This window comes from Comamonas sp. FG99, from assembly GCF_057808605.1.
The window spans coordinates 46,335-65,226 of the sequence record NZ_JBMDII010000003.1 but is presented as its reverse complement, the minus strand read 5'-3'; the positions used below and the strand labels follow the sequence as shown (position 1 = coordinate 65,226).

Here is an 18,892-nt window from a genome sequence, read left to right as displayed (position 1 = left end):
CGAGATGCGGCAGTGTAGCCTCAGCGCCCGAGGTTCTGGCCCGTTGACCAGGCCCGCATCCACTCGCCAGGCGTATAGACCGGCAGGCTGGCTGCCGCGAAGTCGCGCACATTGCGGGTGATGATCGCCCGGCAGCCCGCATGGCGGGCCGCCTCGTGCAGCACGGCATCCTCATAGTCCGAAAAGCGCAGCGCAAGCGCATCGGCCAGCACCATGCGGCCGACCGCGGCCACATCGAACAGCTTGAGCAATGTGCCCACCGCCTCGCGGGCCCGGCGCTCGTCGCGCGCGCGGCCGCACAGGTAGAACAGCGTGGTCATCGTAGTGGCGCACAAGCTGCCGCGCAGCTCGCCGCGCTCCACCAGCGCCATGGCCTGCGCGCTGTCATGGACGAAAGGCTCGCGGTCAAGCAGCACGTCAAGCACCACGTTGGTGTCGAAGAGCAGGTTCACCGGTGCTTGCCCTCCAGGTGCGCGCGGTAGTCGCGCTCGTCGGGCTGCCTGGCGTCGGCAGCTCGCAGCGATCCCTTGAGCGAGGCCACGGTGGGCGGCAGCGGCAATGCGGCAGGAGCCTGGCCCAGCTGCATGAAGTAGTCCGACACCAGCTGCGACAGCGACTTGCCATTGCGCCGTGCCTGCTCCTTGGCCTGCTCGATCAGTTCCGCATCAAGCCGCAGCGTAAGCTTGGTTTGCATGGCGCACCTCGTATGACGTACAAAACACGCAACATTGTACGTCACACTATCCCACCGGCAGAGGCGGCCCGCCAGCGCCGATGCCGGCAAGCCTCTATCATCCAACGCTAACAAGTACGGCGGTATCGCCGAGAGAGCCCCCATGATCCACCAGCTCAACAAACTCTACCCGGTGCGCTACACCGTGCTCATCCTCTGCGTGCTGCTGCTGGCTTTGAGCCTGGCGGCACTCCTCACTGGCGGCTCGCCGTGGTGGTGGCTCGGCGCCCTGGCCGGCGCGGCGCTGGTGCTGCTCGGCCTGTACGACCTGCGCCAGACCCGCCATGCCATCTTGCGCAACTACCCGGTGATCGGCCATATGCGCTTCTTCCTGGAGTTCATCCGCCCCGAGATGCGCCAGTACTTCATCGAGAGCGATACCGAGACGCTGCCGTTTTCACGCGCCCAGCGCTCGCTGGTGTACCAGCGCGCCAAGGGCGAGCCGGACAACCGGCCCTTCGGCACGCTGATGGATGTCAGCGCGCAAGGCTACGAATGGGTGAACCACTCGCTCGCGCCCACCCGGCTCGACGGGCACGACTTCCGCGTCACCATCGGCGCCAGCCCCGATGCGCCGCCGGACTCGGACAGCGCCTGCACCCAGCCCTACGAGGCCAGCGTGTTCAACATCTCGGCGATGAGCTTCGGCGCACTGTCGGCCAATGCCATCCTGGCGCTCAACAAGGGCGCCAAGATCGGCGGCTTTGCGCACGACACCGGCGAGGGCTCGATCTCCGAACACCACCGCGTGCATGGCGGCGACCTGATCTGGGAAATCGGCTCGGGCTACTTCGGCTGCCGCAATGCCGACGGCACGTTCAGCGAAGAGCGCTTCGTCGCCAATGCCACCCAGCCGCAGGTGCGGATGATCGAAATCAAGCTCAGCCAGGGCGCCAAGCCCGGCCACGGCGGCGTGCTGCCGGGCGCCAAAGTCACGCCCGAAATCTCGGCCGCGCGCGGCGTGCCGGTCGGCGTGGATTGCATCTCGCCGGCCAGCCACAGCGCCTTTTCCACGCCCGAGGAGATGATGCACTTCATCGCCCGGCTGCGGCGCCTGTCGGGCGGCAAGCCCACGGGCTTCAAGTTCTGCGTGGGCCACCCCTGGGAATGGTTCGCCATGGTCAAGGCCATGCTCAAGACCGGCATCACGCCGGATTTCATCGTGGTGGACGGCGCCGAGGGCGGCACCGGCGCCGCGCCGGTGGAGTTCAGCGACCACATCGGCGTGCCGCTGCAAGACGGCCTGCTGCTGGTGCACAACACGCTGGTGGGCGTGAACCTGCGCGAGCGCATCAAGATCGGCGCGGCGGGCAAGGTGATCACCGCCTTCGACATCGCGCGCATGATGGCGCTGGGCGCGGACTGGTGCAACGCCGGGCGCGGCTTCATGATGGCGCTGGGCTGCATCCAGGCGCAGAGCTGCCACACCGGCAACTGCCCCACCGGCGTGACCACGCAGGACCCGCTGCGCCAGCAGGCGCTGGTGGTGCCCGACAAGGCCCTGCGCGTGGCCCAGTTCCACAAGAGCACGCTGCATGCGCTGCAAGAGATGGTGCAGGCCGCCGGGCTGCAGCACCCGGGCGATTTCAGCGCCCACCACATCGTGCGACGCATCAGCGACACCGAGGTGCGCCTGCTTTCCAACCTGCTGCTGCAGGTGCAGCCCGGCGCGCTGCTGCACGAGCTGGAGCGGCAGCACCAGGTGTTCCGAACCTACTGGCCGCTGGCCAGCGCCGAGAGCTTCCAGGCGGCGACGCCGTCGATCAAGCCGTCGGCGCCCCGAGCCCGCAAGGCCGAAGAACGCCAGCAGGCCAGCGCCACCGGCGACAATGCAGCCTTGATCTAAATCTCCGCCACGCCTTGAACCACGCACTCACCGCCACCGACTACACCGCGTTCCTGCGCTCGCACCTGCAGGCGCAAAGCTTCAACGTCGTGCGCTACGAACTGCCCGGCGAGTCGGTCTGGCTCAAGCGCGCCGGCCCGCCGATCGCTGCCTGGCGCTACCGGCTGCTGGGCATGGCCGCGCGGCTGCTCAAGGTGGATGTGCTGCAGCCCGTGGTCAACCCCGGCGGCCGCGAGGCCATCGCCACCGAGGTGCGGCGGTTGCGCGACCTGGCCGCGCGCGGGCTGCGCGTGCCCGCCGTGCTGGCTGTCGAGGAAGACGGCTTTCTGATGCGCCACCTGGGCGCGCCGGGCCAGGCCACGCCGTCGCTGGCCGACGAGATCGAGAACGCCGCACGCCATGCACCGCAGCAGGCGCTGTGGCTGTGGCGGCGGGGCTTTGCCGCCATGCAGCGGGTGCACGGCAGCGGCACCTGCCTGAGCCAGGGCTTTGCGCGCAACATGGTGCGCTGCCCCGACGACGTGATCGGCTACATCGACTTCGAGGACGACCCGCTGGCCACGCTGCCGCGCGAGTTGTGCATCGTCAAGGACGCGCTGTGCTACGCCCACTCCAGCGCGCTCTTCCTGCGCCAGGCCGGCATGCTCGGCGCCGCCCGCCCGCACTGGCAGCAATGGCATGACCAGCTGGATGCCAGCGCGCGCGCGGCGCTCGACACCACCGTACGCCGGATGCGCTGGGTAGGCCGCCTGCCCGACAGCCGCCGCCTGGGCCGCGACACGCAGCGCCTGCGTGCGGTGTACGATTTGGTGCAGTGAGGGCAAGGCACGGCGCGGTATGCCGCGCCATGCCTTCGCCTGCTACACCGCTGCAGCCGGCCCCATCGCCTGCTGCGCAATATCCCCGAGCATGCTGGCGGTCACCGCCGACAAGGTCCAGCCCAGATGGCCGTGGCCTGTGTTGTAGAAGACACCGGGCTTGCTGCCGCGCCCGATGCGCGGCAGCATGTCGGGCATCATCGGGCGCAGGCCGGCCCATGGCACGACGCTGCGGGTGCTGACACCGGGAAAGCAGGCCTGCACCCACTCGACCAGGGGCCGGATCCGGTCGGCCCGGATATCCCGGTTGTAGCCATTGAATTCCGCGGTGCCCGCCACCCGAAAGCGCTCTTCGCCCAGGCGGCTGGTGACCAGCTTGGTCTCGTCGTCCAGCAGGCTCACCACCGGCGCCGCGGCGCGGCTGGCTTCATCGAGCAGGTTGACGGTGATGGAATAGCCCTTGACCGGATAGATATTGACGCGGTCCCCCAGCTGGGCTGCCAGCATGCGGCTGGCGGTGCCGGCGCAGACCACGATGCCGTCGAAGCTGGAGGTGGACGTGCCCTGCGCATCGCTCGCGGTCACGCGGGCCTGCCGGCCATCGGCCGCCACGGACAGCACCTGCTGGCCGTACAGGCAGCGCACCCCGTGGCGCACGCAGGCGGCAGCCAGCCCGCTGGTGAATTTGTGGATGTCGCCGGTCGAGTCGCTCTCGGTGAAGTAGCCGCCATAGAAGGCGCCGGACAGGGTCGGCTCGATGTCCCGGATCTCCTGCGGCGTCAGTGCGCGCCGCTCCAGCCCACCCTGGGCCAGCAGCTTCGAGACCATGCCCGCATGCTCGAAGCCGGCCTTGTTGCGGTAGATATGGAGGATGCCTTTCTGCTTCAGGTCGAAGTCGATGCCCTCTTGCGCGGCCCAGGCAAAAAGGTGCTCGCGGGCCGCAATGGCCAGCCTGGCGGTTTCAACGGTGTTCCTCTGGTAGTGCGGGATCGCCGCGAGGAATTCGAAGAACCACGAGAGCTTGTGCCAGCTTGGCTTGGGGTTGACCAGCAGCGGCGCATCGCTCTTGAGCATCCACTTGAGGCCCTTCAGAATGGTGGACCAATGGGTCCACACCTCGGCATTCGAGGCCGAGAGCTGCCCGCCGTTGGCAAACGAGGTTTCCATGGCGGCGTAGCGCTGCTTTTCGAACAAGGTGACGGCAAACCCGCGCTGGGCCAGCGCGTAGGCCGTGGTCACGCCAGTGATTCCGCCACCGATGACGGCGATGGTTTTCTTCATGATGGATCAGGTCCCGGATGTGTCAAAGGTGGAGCCCGGGCACACCATGTGCACCGGACGCCCCCTCTGTTCTGGACCTGAGAGATTCACGCAGCATCGCCGGGGCGATGATCGCTTGCTCCTTCGGTATGCCCGGCGGACAACGGCGCCGGACATTCTTCAGAGTGCATGGACGGTGATGCCGATCCTTTTGCCTGAGAGTTTCCGGGGCGGTTGCTCCTTCGGCGCTGTATGCGGCACGCGGGCACGCAACAGTCTCTCTCGGCATCACCAGGCTGACAGCCTTGGGGGCAAATATAGGGAAATCCCCTGATATTGGATATACGGGTTTTCTCTGCCATTGCGCCATGCATGGCGCCACAATGGCTTAGAACCTGTTCACGGAGACTTTCGATGAAAAAACGCGCTTTCGCCGCCAGCCTGCTGGCGCTGTCCGCCCTGGCCGGCATGTCCACCGGCGCCTGGGCCGACGATGCCTACCCCTCCAAGCCGATCCGCTGGCTAGTGCCCTATGCGGCGGGCGGCGGCTCGGACTTCCTGGCCCGCACCATCGGGCAGGCGCTGTCGGCCCACATCAAGCAGCCGGTGGTGGTGGACAACAAGCCCGGCGGCAACACCGCGATCGCCGCCTCCGAAACCGCGCGCGCCGCGGCCGACGGCTACACCGTGCTCTCGGCCGACAACGGCACGCTGATCTACAACCCGGTGTTGTACAAGACGCTGAGCTACAACCCCTCCAAGGATCTGGCGCCGGTCACGCTGATGGGACGCTTTCCGATGATCCTGGTGGTCAATCCGAACGCCGGCTTTGCCGATGCCCGCGATTTCATCGCCAAGGCCAAGGCCAGCAAGCAGGGGCTGAACTACGCTTCGGCCGGCGCGGGCAGCCCGCACCACCTGGCGATGGAGCTGCTGAAGGTGGAGGCCGGCCTGTCGCTGGTGCATGCGCCCTACCGCGGCGCGGCGCCTGCGCTGGGCGACGTGGCCGGCGGCCAGGTTCCGGCGATGATGGTGGACCTGGCCGCGGGCGCGGGGTTCATCAAGGGCGGCAAGGTCAAGCCGCTGGCCGTGGCCAATGCCACGCGCCTGCCGCAGCTGCCCGAGGTGCCGACCTTCGCCGAGCTGGGCCTGCCCAAGGTCGATGCGGCGGCGCTGGTCGGCATGGTGGCGCCGGCCAAGACGCCGTCCCCGGTGATCGCCACCCTGAACAAGCAGGTGGTGGCCGCGATCAACGAGCCCGCGGTCAAGCAAAAGCTCATCGACTTCGGCGTGGAGCCGGTGGGCAACACGCCCGAGCAGTTCCAGGCCCTGATCAACAGCGAGAGCACGCGCTGGCAGAAGCTGATCAAGGACCTGCACATCACGCTGGAGTGAACATGGCATCCGCCCGCTGCCCCATCGACCACAGCCAGCTCACCCGGCCCTCGGGCCGCAGCGGCCCCACCGGTTGCCCGGTGAGCCTGGGCGCCGCCGCCTTCGACCCCTTCAGCGACGGCTACCAGCAGGACCCGCCCGAGTATGTGCGCTGGGCGCGCGAGCAGGAGCCTGTGTTCTACAGCCCGCAGCTGGGCTACTGGGTGGTCACACGCTTCGACGACATCAAGGCCATCTTCCGCGACAACCTCACCTACAGCCCGTCGATCGCGCTGGAGAAGATCACGCCCACGGGCGATGCGGCCAATGCGGTGCTGGCCTCCTACGGCTTCGCGCTCAACCGCACCCTGGTCAACGAGGACGAGCCGGCCCACATGCCGCGCCGCCGCGCGCTGATGGAGCCGTTCACGCCCGAGCAGCTGGCGCACCACGAGCCCATGGTGCGCCGGCTGGCGCGCGAATACGTGGACCGCTTCATAGCCGACGGCCGCGCCGACCTGGTGGACCAGATGCTGTGGGAAGTGCCGCTCACCGTGGCCATGCACTTTCTCGGCGTGCCCGAGGACGACATGGACACGCTGCGCAAGTACAGCATCGCCCACACGGTCAACACCTGGGGCCGCCCCAGGCCCGAGGAGCAGGTGGCGGTGGCCCATGCGGTGGGCCGGTTCTGGCAATACGCGGGCCAGGTGCTGGACAAGATGCGCGCCAACCCCGATGCCGATGGCTGGATGCAGTACGGCATCCGCAGGCAAAGGGAGCTGCCCGAGGTCGTCACCGACTCGTACCTGCACTCGATGATGATGGCCGGCATCGTCGCCGCCCACGAGACCACCGCCAATGCCACCGCCAACGCGGTGAAGCTTTTGCTGCAGCACCCCGAGGCCTGGCAGGCTATTTGCCGCGACCCGTCGCTGATCCCCGGCGCGGTGGAAGAGTGCCTGCGCCACAACGGCTCGGTCGCCGCCTGGCGGCGCCTGGCCACCCGGGACGTGGTGATCGGCGGCCAGCCGATCCCGGCGGGCTCCAAGCTGCTCATCGTCACCTCGTCGGCCAACCACGACGAGGGGCACTTCGTCGATGCCGATTTCTTCGACATCGAGCGCGACAACGCCAGCGACCACCTGACCTTTGGCTACGGCTCGCACCAGTGCATGGGCAAGAACCTGGCGCGCATGGAGATGCAGATCTTCCTGGAGGAATTCGCCCGCCGCCTGCCCCATATGCGGCTGGCAGAGCAGCGCTTCAGCTATGTGCCCAACACCTCGTTCCGCGGCCCCGAGCACCTGTGGGTCGAGTGGGACCCGGCGCGCAATCCCGAACGCGCCAACCCCGCGCTGCTGCAGCAGCGCCAGGCCGTGCGCATAGGCGAATCCTCGCACGGCCAGGCGAGCCGCAGCATGCTGGTGGACCGCGTTGAGGCCATTGCCGAGGACGTGCTGCGCATACGCCTCAAGGCCCCCGACGGCCGCCAGCTGCCGCGCTGGACGCCCGGCTCGCACATCGACCTGCAGTGCGGCGACACTGGAATCTCACGCCAGTACTCGCTGTGCGGCGATCCGCAGCAGGCCGATATCTATGAAATCGCCGTGCTGCGCGAGGAGCACGGCCGCGGCGGCTCGGCCTGGGTGCACAACCAACTGCAGGCCGGCATGCAGGTGCAGGTGCGCGGCCCGCGCAACCACTTCCAGCTCGACGAGAGCGCACAGCACCTGATGCTGGTGGCCGGCGGCATAGGCATCACGCCGATCGCCGCCATGGCCGCGCGCGCCAAGGCGCTAGGCATCTCGTATGAAATCCACTACAGCGCCCGGCAGCGCCGGCGCATGGCGCTCCTGCCAGACCTGCAGGCGCAGCATGGCGAGCGGCTGCACGTCCATGCGGGCGAAGAAGGCCGGCGCGCCGACTACGCCGCCCTGCTGGCCGCCGTGCGCCCCGGCGCCCGGATCTATGCCTGCGGCCCGCAGCGCCTGCTCGATGGCTTGGAGCAGGCCTGCCGCCACTGGCCCGAGGACAGCCTGCGGGTGGAGCATTTCGCCACCACCCTGGGCGCGCTCGACCCGAGCAAGGAACACGGCTTCGAGGTCGAGCTGCGCGAATCGGGCCTCACCCTGCAGGTGGCTAGCGACCAGACCCTGCTCGATGCGCTGCGCGGCGCCAACATCGACATCGAGAGCGACTGCCGCGAAGGCCTGTGCGGATCCTGCGAGGTGCCGGTGCTGGCCGGCGAGGTCGACCACCGCGACATGGTGCTCACGCGCGCCGAGCGCGCGGCCTGCACCAAGATGATGAGCTGCTGCTCGCGCGCCAGGGCCAGCGGCGGAAAAATCGTGCTCGGGCTGTAGCCGGCCATTTCCATATACGGCGATCCACATAAGAAAAGCACGAAATAATCGTTCGATCCATATGCCGCCTCGCCTACAGTCGCGGCCATGCAGGAATTTGCGTTTGTTTTCGCGGGCTTTGGCGTCGGCCTGATCGTGGGCCTGACCGGCGTGGGCGGCGGCTCGCTGATGACGCCGGTGCTGATCTTCTTCTTTGGCGTCAAGCCCTATATGGCGGTGGGCACCGACCTGCTGTTCGCGGCCTTCACCAAGCTGGGCGGCACCGCCAGCCTGGCCCGCCAGCGGCTGGTGCCCTGGCCCGTGGTGGCGCAGCTGTGCGCCGGCAGCATCCCCGCCGCGCTGCTCGCGCTGTGGGTGTTGCGGCGGCTGGGGCCGGACAGCGCCCGCGTGCAGCACATCATGACCACCACGCTGGGCGCGGCGCTGCTGCTCACCGCCGCGGCCACCGCCTACAAGGTGCTGGTCTTTTCCCAGCCGCGCCGCAGCGAACCCCAGGGCCAGGACGCAGCCGCCGCGCTGAAGGCGCGCCACTGGAGCCTGCCGGTACTGCTGGGCGCGGTGATCGGCACCATGGTTACCTTCACCTCGGTGGGCGCCGGCGCGATCGGCGTCTCGGTGCTGCTGCTGGTGTTCCCGCTGCTGCCGCTACCGCGCATCATCGCGGCGGACATCGCCTATGCCGTGCCCCTCACGCTGGTGGCGGGCCTCGGCCATGCATCGCTCGGCTCGGTCGACTGGCCGCTGCTGGCGCAGCTGCTGGCCGGTTCGCTGCCCGGCATCTGGATCGGCGCGCGCCTGGTGACCCGCGCGCCCGAGCGGCTGATCCGCTCGGCCCTCTCGCTGCTGCTGGCCTGGGCGGGCGCCAAGCTGGTGCTGATCTGATCAAGCGGCCACGGCGTCGGGCAGATCCTCGCCGTCCAGCGCTGCGTTCAGCCGGGTGTAGTCCAGCGCGTTTTCCCAGCGCGACACCACCACGGTGGCCACCGCATTGCCGATGAAGTTGGTGAGGGAGCGGCATTCGCTCATGAAGCGGTCCACGCCCAGGATCAGCGCCATGCCGGCCACCGGCACTTCGGGCACCACCGCCAGCGTCGCGGCCAGCGTGATGAAGCCCGCGCCCGTCACGCCCGCGGCCCCCTTGGAGCTGAGCATGGCCACCAGCAGCAAGGCGATCTGGTGCCCCAGCGTCAGGTGGGTGTCGGTGGCCTGGGCGATGAACAGCGCCGCCAGCGTCATGTAGATATTGGTGCCGTCCAGGTTGAACGAATAGCCGGTGGGCACGACCAGGCCCACCACGGACTTGCTGCAGCCGGCCTTCTCCATCTTCTCCATCAGCGAAGGCAGGGCCGACTCGGACGAGGAGGTGCCCAGCACCAGCAGCAGCTCGGCCTTGAGGTAGCGGATCAGCTTGATCACCGAGAAACCGCACAGGCGCGCCACCAGGCCCAGGATGACCAGCACGAACAGCAGGGCGGTGATGTAGAACGAGCCCACCAGCCAGGCCAGGTTCACCAGCGAACCCAGGCCGAACTTGCCGATGGTGAAGGCGATCGCGCCGAAGGCCCCCAGCGGAGCGGCCTTCATCAGGATGCCGACCAGCTTGAACACCGGTGCCGTCAGCCCTTCGAGGAAGGTGAGCACGGGCTTGCCGGCGTCGCCCACAATGGCCAGCGAGATGCCGAACAGCACCGCGACGAACAGCACCTGCAGGATGTTGTCGCCCACGAAGGGGCTCATCAGCGTCTTGGGGATGATGTCCATCGCAAAGCCGGTCAGCGTCAGCTCGTGCGACTTGGCCACATAGGACTTCACCGCCTCCTGGTCCAGGTCGGCCGGATTGATGTGCATGCCCGCGCCGGGCTGCACCACATGGGCCACCACCATGCCGACGACCAGCGCCAGCGTGGAGAAGAACAGGAAGTACGCCATGGCCTTGACGAACACCCGGCCCACGGTGCGCAGATGCGTCATGCCGGCGATGCCGGTGACGATGGTCAGGAAGATCACCGGCGCGATGATCATCTTCACCAGCTTGATGAAGGCATCGCCCAGGGGCTTGAACTTGGCCGCCAGCTCGGGCTCGAAATGGCCCAGCAGCGCGCCGATGACGATGGCGATGACCACCTGGAAATACAGTTGGCGATAGAAAGGCAGGTGCACATGTGGCCTGCTGGCAGCTTGGGGTATGGCTTGCATGGTGAAATTCCGGAGGTCAGGAAAAGAGTCGCACCTGTTCGGTGCGCCGCTGGTTCCGGTTTGTACTGCGCGGGCTTTTTCAAGCCGATAACCTATTGGTATTAGAGGGGGTTGTTTCTGTTGCGGGAAATGCGAAAACCAAGGGAAACTCCTAGGTCAAGACCCTCTCCAACCCGCCTCACCACCATGACTCCATCGCGCCGCCGCCTGGTCTGGACCGTGCTGCTCCTGGGAGCCGGCATGCTCGGCTGCATGCTGCTGGCCCGCGAGCTGGTGCTGGAGCGCAGCCTGCGCGAGGAGAGCCAGACCGTGCAGCGCCAGCTCGCGCTGTATGCCCAGGCGCTGAGCCAGCGCATAGACCGCTACCGCACGCTGCCCGAGGTGCTGGCGCTCGATCCGCAGCTGCATGCCGCGCTCGGCCATCCGGTATCGGCGGCCGAGGTCGAGGCGCTCAACCGCAAGCTGGAGCAGGCCAACGGCGCCAGCCAGTCCTCCACGCTCACGCTGATCGACCGCCACGGCAAGGCCCTGGCCGCCAGCAACTGGCGCGACAGCCACAGCAACGTGGGCGAGGACTACAGCTTCCGCCCCTACGTGCAGCAGGCCCTGGCCACCGGCCGCGGACGCTTCTACGGCATAGGCATGACCACCGGCCAGCCCGGCTACTTCCTCTCGCGCGCCCTACGCGACGATGCCGGCGCCGCCATGGGGCTGATCGTCATCAAGATCGCGCTGCAGGAGCTGGAGAGCGAATGGCAGCAGTCCCCGGACATCGTGCTCGCCTCGGACTCGCATGGCGTGGTCTTCCTGGCCAGCCGCGACGCCTGGCGCTACCGCCTGCTCGCGCCGCTGTCGGCGCAGGGCACCAAGGAGCTGGAGGACACGCGCCAATATGCCGACCAGCCGCTCACCCCCCTGCGCTACCGCCTGAGCCGGCATGCGGCGGAGCTCGCATCCGTCGCCCGCATCGACGAGCCCGCCCTGCCCGGCCGCATGCTGTGGCAAAGCCTGCCCCTGCCCGACACCGGCTGGCAGCTGCACCTGCTGCATGACACGCAGGCCAGCACCACGGCCAGCCGCTGGGCCGCGCTGGCCGCGGCCGGGCTGTGGCTGGCGCTGGCCCTGCTGGTGCTGTTCATCCGCCAGCGCCAGCGCCTGGCCGCGCTGCGCCAGCGCAGCCGCGAGGAGCTGGAGGCCGTGCTGCGCCAGCACGCGCAGGAGTTGCGCACCGCCCAGGACGGTATCGTGCAGGCCGCCAGGCAGGCCGACACCGGCCTGTCGCGCAGCCTGCAGCACCTGCCCCAGGGCGTGGTGGTGGTCGATGCCGAGCTGCGCCTCGTGGCCTGGAATTCGCGCTACGTGGAGCTGTTTCGCTTTCCCTCCAGCCTCATGCGGGTGGGCCAGCCCATCGAAGACCTGATACGCCACAACGCCAGGCGCGGCCTGCTCGGGCCCGGCAGCGTCGAGGCCGCCATCGAGCGGCGGCTGGAGCACCTGCGCCAGGGCACCGCCCACCTGCACGAAAGCTCCAAGAGCGACGGCACGGTGCTGGAGATCCGCGGCAACCCGCTGCCCGACGGCGGCTTCGTGACCAGCTATGCCGACATCACCAGCTACAAGAACGCCGCGCGCGAGCTGCGCTCGCTGGCCGATGCGCTGGAGCGGCGCATCGCCGAGCGCACCCGCGACCTGGACCAGGCCAAGCGCGAGGCCGAGGAGGCCAACCGCTACAAGACCCGCTTCGTGGCCGCGGCCGTGCACGACCTGCTGCAGCCGCTGAACGCGGCGCGCATGTTCGGCTCGCTGCTGCGCGGCCACCTGCACGACGCGGCCGCGCGCGGCGTGGCCGACAGCATAGACGGGGCCCTCGCCGCCCAGGACGGCATACTCAACAGCCTGCTCGACATCTCGCGCATGGAATCGGGCCAGCTGGAGGTGCATGTCGGCGACTTCGCGCTCGGGCCGGTGCTGCAGGTCATGCGCCACAACTTCGGCATCATCGCCGACAGCCGGGGCCTGAAGCTGAGCGTGCTGGACTCGCGCTGCACCGTGCGCAGCGACGAGGCGCTGCTGCGGCGCATCCTGCAGAACCTGCTGTCCAACGCCCTGCGCTACACGCCCCGGGGCCGCGTGCTGGTTGGCTGCAGGCGCCAGGGCGCGCAGCTGCGCATCGAGGTCCATGACCAGGGCCCCGGCATTCCCGAAAGCCTGCAGCGCGAGATCTTCGAGGAGTTCCGCCGCCTGAACGAAGGGCACGACGACGACCGCGGCGCCGGGCTGGGCCTGGCCATTGTCGAGCGGCTGGGCCGGCTGCTGGGCCACGAGATCGGCCTGCGCTCGGAGCTGGGCCGCGGCAGCGTGTTCTGGGTCTGCGTGCCGCTGGCCCAGGCCGCGCCACAAGCCAGGCCGAGCACGGCTGCCCTGGTGCACGAGGCCGGCCTGGCCACCCCGCTGCAGGGCGCCAGCGCCTGGTACATCGACGACGACGCGCCCAGCTGCGCGGCCACCGCCGCCCTGCTGCGGCGCTGGGGCTGCGCCGTGCCCTTTGCCGGCGGTCCGCAGGCCGCGCTCGCGGCGGCAAGCCCGCACACCGCGCCGCAGCTCGTGCTGCTCGACGTGCGCATGGGCAAGCTCGACGGCCCCGAGCTGTACCTGCAACTGTGCGGGCGCTGGCAGCATTCGCCCCAGGTCATCCTGGTCACCGCCGAGAGCCATGTCGCGCTGCGCCGCCAGGCCGCCGAAAAGGGCTGGGGCTTCTTGCTCAAGCCGGTGCGGCCCGCCGCGCTGCGCGCCCTGGTCAGCCAGATGCTGCTGCGCGGCGGCGAAGCCGGCAATGGCTGACCGCCGGGCTGCACGGCGCAGCATGCACGCTACCTGTTGCGGCTCATCTCCATGGCGAAGGTGAAGCGGCTCGCGGGATGGACGGTCCTGGAGATCTCCAGCAGCGCCCCCGCCGCATCGTAGTACCGCCGGGTGATGCGCAGCGCCGCCGCCCCCTCCTCGGACTGCAGCTCCCTAGCCAGGCGCGCAGGCATGAGCATGGCCTCCACCTCCTGCCGCAGGCGGACAATGGCCCGGCCGTAGTGCTCCTCGATCAGGCTGCTGATCAAGACCTCGGGCGCGGCCCGCACCAGCTCGTCGATGCCGCTGAATGCGGCATCGACATACACATCCGTCCAGCAGATCGGACGTGCCTTGGGGCCTGCATCCATGCGCAGGCTGGAGATTTGCAGCCAGCGCGTTCCGCCTTCGCAGTCGAGCTCCTTGGCAAGCGCCAGGTCCGCCACCACCGGCACGGCCGAACGGATCACACGCACATGCTGGGCACCGAACTGAGCCAGCTCGTCCAGGGTGGCGATGGATTGCGTGAACCCACCCGCCGGCCGCGCCGACTCGACGCGCGTGCCCACATTCTTGCGCCGCGAAATCAACCCCAGCTCCTGCAGCTCGTCCAGCGCCTTGCGCACTGCATAACGGCTCAGGCCATGGGCCTCGCACAGCTCGAACTCCGTGGGCAGCAGGGAGCCTACCGGATGGGTGCCGTCGGCAATAGCCTCGGCCAGGAAACGGGCCAGGTCGATGGGAGAGGTCTTGGTCATGGCAAAGCAGTACGCAGCAAGGGTTAATGCTGATTTATTTTGTTCGAACATATCAAATAATAAATATGTTCGAACATATTGATATGTTCGATTTTTATCAACATATTCTAAGCACATCGCCATGCCCTTCGCGCCAAGCTCCAGCACCGTCATCGATTCCATCCTGTTCCGCGATGCCTTCGGCACTGCGGCCATGCGCGAGGTGTTCTCGGACCGCAGCCTGATTGCACGCTACATCGAAGTAGAAGTCGCACTGGCCCGGGCCGAGGCGCGCTGCGGCGTGATTCCGCCGGAGGCGGCCGAGGCCATTGCCCGCGAGTCCAGTCTCGAAAAAATCGACTTCGACCACATGCGCCACGAAACCGACATCGTCGGCTACCCCATCCTGCCGTTGGTGCACCAGCTGGTGGCGATGTGCGGGGAAGCCGGCCGCTATGTGCACTGGGGTGCCACCACGCAGGACATCATGGACACGGCCAACGTGCTGCAGGTACGCGCAGCACTGGACATCGTGGATGCGGATATCCGCGCCCTGCGCGCCACCCTGGCCGATCTGGCCCGAAAGCACCGCGACACCCCCATGGCCGGCCGCACCCACCTGCAGCAGGCCCTGCCCGTGACCTTCGGCTACAAGGTCGCCATCTGGCTGGCCATGTTCGACCGCCACCAGGAACGGCTGGCGCAACTGCGCCAGCGGGTGCTGTGCGTGGAATTCGCCGGGGCGGCCGGCACCCTGGCTTCGCTCGGCGACCAGGGGCTGCAGGTGCAGCAAGCGCTGGCCGAGGAACTGGGCCTGGCAGTACCCAGCACCACCTGGCATGTCGCCCGCGACGGCTTCGCCGAAGCCGTCAACCTGCTGGCACTGGTGACTGGCTCGCTGGGCAAGATCGCACTGGACATCATGATCATGGCCTCGACCGAGTTCGCCGAGGTGTACGAGCCCTTTGTCAAGGGCCGGGGTGCCAGCAGCACGATGCCGCAAAAGCGCAACCCCATCTCCAGCGAGCTGATGCTGGCCGCCGCCAAGGGCGTGCGCCAGCACGCCGGGCTCATGGTGGACGCCATGGTCCAGGACTTCGAGCGCGCCACCGGCCCCTGGCACGCGGAGTGGATCGCCATTCCCGAGAGCTTCATCCTCACGGCCGGCGCACTGCACCAGGCCAGATTCGCGCTGGGCGGGCTGATCGTGGACACCGCGCAGATGCGCCGCAACCTGGGACTGAGCCGGGGCCTTATCGTGGCCGAGGCAGTGATGATGGGCCTGGCCCCTGCCATCGGCCGCCAGCAGGCGCACGACCTGGTCTACGACGCCTGCCGCACCGTCAACGAGCAGGGCGGCACGCTGGCCGAAGCCCTGGCCGCGCTGCCCGCCGTCATCGCGCACTTCGACCGCGCCGCCATCGAGCGCCTGACCGACCCGGCCAACTACCTGGGGCTGGCCCCCGCGATGGTGGACCGCGCCATCGCCAATTCCGCGCAGCTCGGCTGATCGGCGACCCGATCCACTTCCCCCCTCTCGCAGCAACCACCAAGGAGACTCCCATGCAACTTCGCAAAGCCGCTGGCGCGATCGCGCTGCTCGCCGCCGCCCAATTCGCCCATGCACAGGCCTGGCCCACCAAGAGCCTAACCTGGGTCGTTCCGTTTGCCGCCGGCGGCCCCACGGACGCGATGGCGCGGGACATCGCAGACAAGGTATCCCGGCAGATCGGGCAGCCCATCGTCATCGAAAACGTGGCAGGCGCGGGCGGCACCATCGGAGCCACCAAGGCCTCCAAGGCCAGCCCCGACGGCTACACCTTCCTGGTCGGTCACATGGGCTACATGGGCGCCGGCCCGGCCCTGTACAAGAAGCTGAGCTACAGCCCGGTGAAGGATTTCGCAGCGGTGTTCCGCTTCCCCGACACGCCGCTGGTGCTGCTGGTGGGCAAGAACTCCCCCTACCAGAGCGCAGGCGAGCTGATCGCAGCGGCCAAGGCGGAGCCCGGCAAGATCAACTTCAGCAATGCCGGCGTGGGCTCCACCTCGCACCTCATCGCAGCGCTGTTCAGCTCCCGGGCCGGCATCTCGGTCACCCAGATCGCCTACAAGGGCGCGGGGCCCGCCATCAACGACCTGATCGGCGGGCAGGTAGACGCGATGTTCGACCAAAGCAATACCGCGCTACCCCAGGTGCAGGGCGGCCGGCTCAAGGCCATTGCGCTGACTTCGCTCGAACCCATGCCCCAGCAGTACCCGGGCGTGGCTGCGCTGGCGCAAAAGACCCTGCCCGGCTTCGAGGCCGCCACCTGGTACGGCCTGTATGCGCCCAAGGGCACGTCCGGCGACATCGTGCAGAAGATGCACCAGGCCTACCTGAAGGCGCTGGCCGACAAATCCTGGACCGAACGCATGGCCAGCCAGGGCATCCAGCTGCTGCCGCAGGCCCAGTATGCGCCCGAGGCATTCGCCCAATTCACCGCGGCGGAAATCCAGCGCTGGCAGAAGGTGGTGACCGATGCCAAGATCCAGCTCGACTGAAAGCAGGCACCGCCAATGACGCGCATTGCACAGGAAGACCTGGCCGAGAGTCTGGCAAACGCCTTCCAGTTCGTCAGCCACCACCACCCGCCGGATTTCATCCGCGCCCTGCGCCGCGCGCTGGCGGCCGAGACGCACCTGCCGGCGCGGGCCGCCATCGAACAGCTGCTGGTCAACAGCCGCCTGGCAGCGCTGGGGCGCCGTCCCCTGTGCCAGGACACCGGCGTCGGCCAGGTGTTTCTGCGCATAGGCTGCGGCGTACAGCTCTTTCGCCACGATGGCGGCCTGCCCTGGAGCCTGCAGGCAGTATGCGATGCAGCCGTGCGGCGCAGCTTCCGCGACCCCGTCAATCCGCTGCGCGCCACCATGGTCTCCGACCCGCTGGGCCGGCGGGCCAACACCCGGGACAACACCCCCGCCATCGTCCATTGCGAGATCGTGGCCGGCGATGGGCTGGAGGCCCTGGTGGTGGCCAAGGGCGGCGGCGGCGACGTCAAGGCGCGCTTCGCCACCCTGGAGCCCAGCGACGATGTGGCCGACTGGGTCATCACGCAATTGCCCGGCATGGGCGCCGGCTGGTGCCCGCCTGGAACGCTGGGCATAGGCATAGGCGGCACGCCGGAGCAGGCCATGCTGCTGGCCAAGCTATCGCTGTTCGACCCCATCGACATCGACCTGCTGCAGGCCCGCGGCGCCGCCAGCGCCGAGGACACCTTGCGGCTGCAGGTATATGAGCGCGCCAACGCGCTGGGCATCGGAGCACAAGGGCTCGGCGGAAGCTCCGCAGTGCTTGATGTGAAGGTACGCACCGCCCCGTGCCACGCAGCGACCATTCCCGTGGCGCTGATACCGAACTGCTCGGCCACGCGCTACCTGCGCTTTTCGCTCGACGGCTCGGGGCCAGCCGGCATCGAGGAGCCGCCCGCCAGCCTGTGGGACGGTATTGCCGACCGCTTCGATATGCCCGATGCCACGCGCGTGGACCTGGACTGCCTGGACGCCGGGCAGGTGCGCGGCTGGCGCCTCGGCCAGACGCTGCTGCTGTCGGGCCGCGTGCTGACCGCACGGGACGCGGCGCACAAGCGCCTGGTGGACATGCTCGCGCGCGGCGAGCCGCTGCCCGTGGACCTGCGCGGCCGGGTCGTCTACTACGTGGGGCCGGTCGATGCCGTGGGCGACGAAGCCGTGGGGCCTGCCGGCCCCACCACAGCCACCCGCATGGACCGCTTCGTCGAACCATTGATGTCGCAAACAGGCCTGCTCGCTATGATCGGCAAGGCCGAGCGCGGCCCCGATGCGATCGCCGCCATCGCCCGCCATGGCGGCGCCTATCTCAGCGCCACGGGCGGCGCAGCCTACCTGCTGTCCAAGGCCATCCGCGCCGCGCGCGTGCTGGCATTCGAGGATCTGGGCATGGAAGCCATCCACGAATTCGAGCTGCGGGATTTTCCGGTCACCGTGGCGGTAGACAGCCAGGGCCGGGCCATCCACCGGCTGGCTCCGGCCGGCTGACTAAGCTTGGCTCTCCGGCTCCAGCCCCTTGACCAGCACCGCCGCCTGGGTGCGGCTGTAGCATTCGAGCTTCTTCAGGATCGCGGTCACGTGCACCTTGACCGTGTTTTCCGCCAGCCCCAGCTCATGGGCGATCTGCTTGTTGAGCAGGCCGTCGGCCATGTACAGCAGCACGCGGAACTGCTGCGGCGTGAGCTGGGCCAGCCTGGCGGCCAGGGCCGCGTCGGACTCGGAGCGCTCGGCCGCCATCGGCGGAAACCAGCTGTCGCCCGCCAGCACCGCCTCGATCGCCGCCGCCATGTCCTCGGCCGGCGCCGACTTCGGGATGAAGCCCGCCGCGCCGAACTGCTGGGCCCGGCGGATCACCCGCGGATGCTCGTTGGACGAGACCACCACCACCGGAATCTCCGGATAGCCGCCGCGCACATGCAGCAGCGAGGAGAAGCCGCGCGCGCCGGGCATGGCCAGGTCCAGCAGCACCAGCTCCACCTCGGGGTGCTCTTGCAGCGCCTTGTCCAGCGTGGCGGCGCTCGCGGCCTCCAGCGCCTGGAACCTCGGAAAGCGCACATGCAGCACCTGGATCAGGGCGGCACGGAACAGCGGGTGGTCGTCGGCGACCAGGAGCGTGGGGACGGACATGCACCGGAGTCTGCCACGATCGGCGCACT

General features: G+C 68.5%; 15 protein-coding genes and 1 riboswitch. Of the genes, 9 read left to right on the top strand and 6 right to left on the bottom strand.

Features of this window, described 5'->3' with window-relative positions:
* Nucleotides 1–20: 20 nt before the first annotated feature.
* Both ACODRX_RS03035 and ACODRX_RS03030 read right to left on the bottom strand, forming a co-directional pair.
* Entirely contained in the window at nt 21–452 is a 432-nt protein-coding gene (locus tag ACODRX_RS03035) for a PIN domain-containing protein (protein WP_488869567.1), read from the bottom strand.
* The gene (locus tag ACODRX_RS03030) at nt 449–694 is read right to left on the bottom strand and encodes a DUF6364 family protein (protein ID WP_488869566.1); all 246 of its coding nucleotides are present in this window, start codon (nt 692–694) and stop codon (nt 449–451) included. Before ACODRX_RS03030 ends, ACODRX_RS03035 begins: the two co-directional genes overlap by 4 nt.
* 142 nt (nt 695–836) lie before the next feature.
* On the opposite strand from ACODRX_RS03030, the gene ACODRX_RS03025 reads away from it, so the two are divergent.
* Entirely contained in the window at nt 837–2,579 is a 1,743-nt protein-coding gene (locus ACODRX_RS03025) for an FMN-binding glutamate synthase family protein (protein ID WP_488869565.1), read from the top strand.
* A 14-nt stretch (nt 2,580–2,593) separates the two neighbouring features.
* Complete coding sequence (locus tag ACODRX_RS03020) at nt 2,594–3,397, top strand: BUD32 family EKC/KEOPS complex subunit (protein WP_488869564.1); 804 nt, start codon at nt 2,594–2,596, stop codon at nt 3,395–3,397.
* 42 nt (nt 3,398–3,439) lie between these two features.
* Here ACODRX_RS03020 and ACODRX_RS03015 read toward each other — a convergent pair whose 3' ends face one another.
* Nucleotides 3,440–4,678 (bottom strand): D-amino acid dehydrogenase, encoded by a 1,239-nt coding sequence (locus tag ACODRX_RS03015; RefSeq protein WP_488869563.1) that lies wholly within the window; start codon nt 4,676–4,678, stop codon nt 3,440–3,442.
* 172 nt (nt 4,679–4,850) lie between these two features.
* Nucleotides 4,851–4,952, bottom strand: a riboswitch (glycine riboswitch).
* 119 nt (nt 4,953–5,071) lie between these two features.
* Between ACODRX_RS03015 and ACODRX_RS03010 the strand changes: the two genes are divergently transcribed.
* From ACODRX_RS03010 to ACODRX_RS03000, 3 genes are all read left to right on the top strand, one after another.
* Nucleotides 5,072–6,052 (top strand): Bug family tripartite tricarboxylate transporter substrate binding protein, encoded by a 981-nt coding sequence (locus ACODRX_RS03010; RefSeq protein WP_488869562.1) that lies wholly within the window; start codon nt 5,072–5,074, stop codon nt 6,050–6,052.
* 2 nt (nt 6,053–6,054) lie between these two features.
* Nucleotides 6,055–8,397, top strand: a complete 2,343-nt coding sequence (locus ACODRX_RS03005) for a cytochrome P450/oxidoreductase (RefSeq protein ID WP_488869561.1) — start codon at nt 6,055–6,057, stop codon at nt 8,395–8,397.
* An 87-nt stretch (nt 8,398–8,484) separates the two neighbouring features.
* On the top strand, nt 8,485–9,279 hold the full coding sequence (locus ACODRX_RS03000) for a sulfite exporter TauE/SafE family protein (protein WP_488869560.1): 795 nt from the start codon (nt 8,485–8,487) through the stop codon (nt 9,277–9,279).
* Here ACODRX_RS03000 and ACODRX_RS02995 read toward each other — a convergent pair whose 3' ends face one another.
* On the bottom strand, nt 9,280–10,593 hold the full coding sequence (locus tag ACODRX_RS02995; RefSeq protein ID WP_488869559.1) for a dicarboxylate/amino acid:cation symporter: 1,314 nt from the start codon (nt 10,591–10,593) through the stop codon (nt 9,280–9,282).
* 186 nt (nt 10,594–10,779) lie between these two features.
* Here ACODRX_RS02995 and ACODRX_RS02990 point away from each other — a divergent pair, with 186 nt between their 5' ends.
* The gene (locus tag ACODRX_RS02990; RefSeq protein ID WP_488869558.1) at nt 10,780–13,434 is read left to right on the top strand and encodes a PAS-domain containing protein; all 2,655 of its coding nucleotides are present in this window, start codon (nt 10,780–10,782) and stop codon (nt 13,432–13,434) included.
* Between the two features lie 29 nt (nt 13,435–13,463).
* Here ACODRX_RS02990 and ACODRX_RS02985 read toward each other — a convergent pair whose 3' ends face one another.
* Nucleotides 13,464–14,192, bottom strand: a complete 729-nt coding sequence (locus tag ACODRX_RS02985) for a GntR family transcriptional regulator (RefSeq protein ID WP_488869557.1) — start codon at nt 14,190–14,192, stop codon at nt 13,464–13,466.
* A gap of 121 nt (nt 14,193–14,313) precedes the next feature.
* On the opposite strand from ACODRX_RS02985, the gene pcaB reads away from it, so the two are divergent.
* The 3 genes from pcaB to ACODRX_RS02970 are packed head-to-tail and all read left to right on the top strand — an operon-like array spanning nt 14,314 to nt 18,224.
* Nucleotides 14,314–15,681 (top strand): 3-carboxy-cis,cis-muconate cycloisomerase, encoded by a 1,368-nt coding sequence (gene pcaB / locus ACODRX_RS02980; RefSeq protein ID WP_488869556.1) that lies wholly within the window; start codon nt 14,314–14,316, stop codon nt 15,679–15,681.
* Between the two features lie 53 nt (nt 15,682–15,734).
* Nucleotides 15,735–16,712 (top strand): Bug family tripartite tricarboxylate transporter substrate binding protein, encoded by a 978-nt coding sequence (locus tag ACODRX_RS02975; RefSeq protein ID WP_488869555.1) that lies wholly within the window; start codon nt 15,735–15,737, stop codon nt 16,710–16,712.
* 15 nt (nt 16,713–16,727) lie between these two features.
* A complete protein-coding gene (locus ACODRX_RS02970; protein WP_488869554.1) occupies nt 16,728–18,224 on the top strand; it encodes a fumarate hydratase in 1,497 nt (498 codons plus the stop codon).
* On the opposite strand, the gene ACODRX_RS02965 is transcribed toward ACODRX_RS02970, so the two are convergent.
* Complete coding sequence (locus ACODRX_RS02965) at nt 18,225–18,863, bottom strand: LuxR C-terminal-related transcriptional regulator (protein ID WP_488869553.1); 639 nt, start codon at nt 18,861–18,863, stop codon at nt 18,225–18,227.
* Between the last annotated feature and the right edge of the window lie 29 nt (nt 18,864–18,892).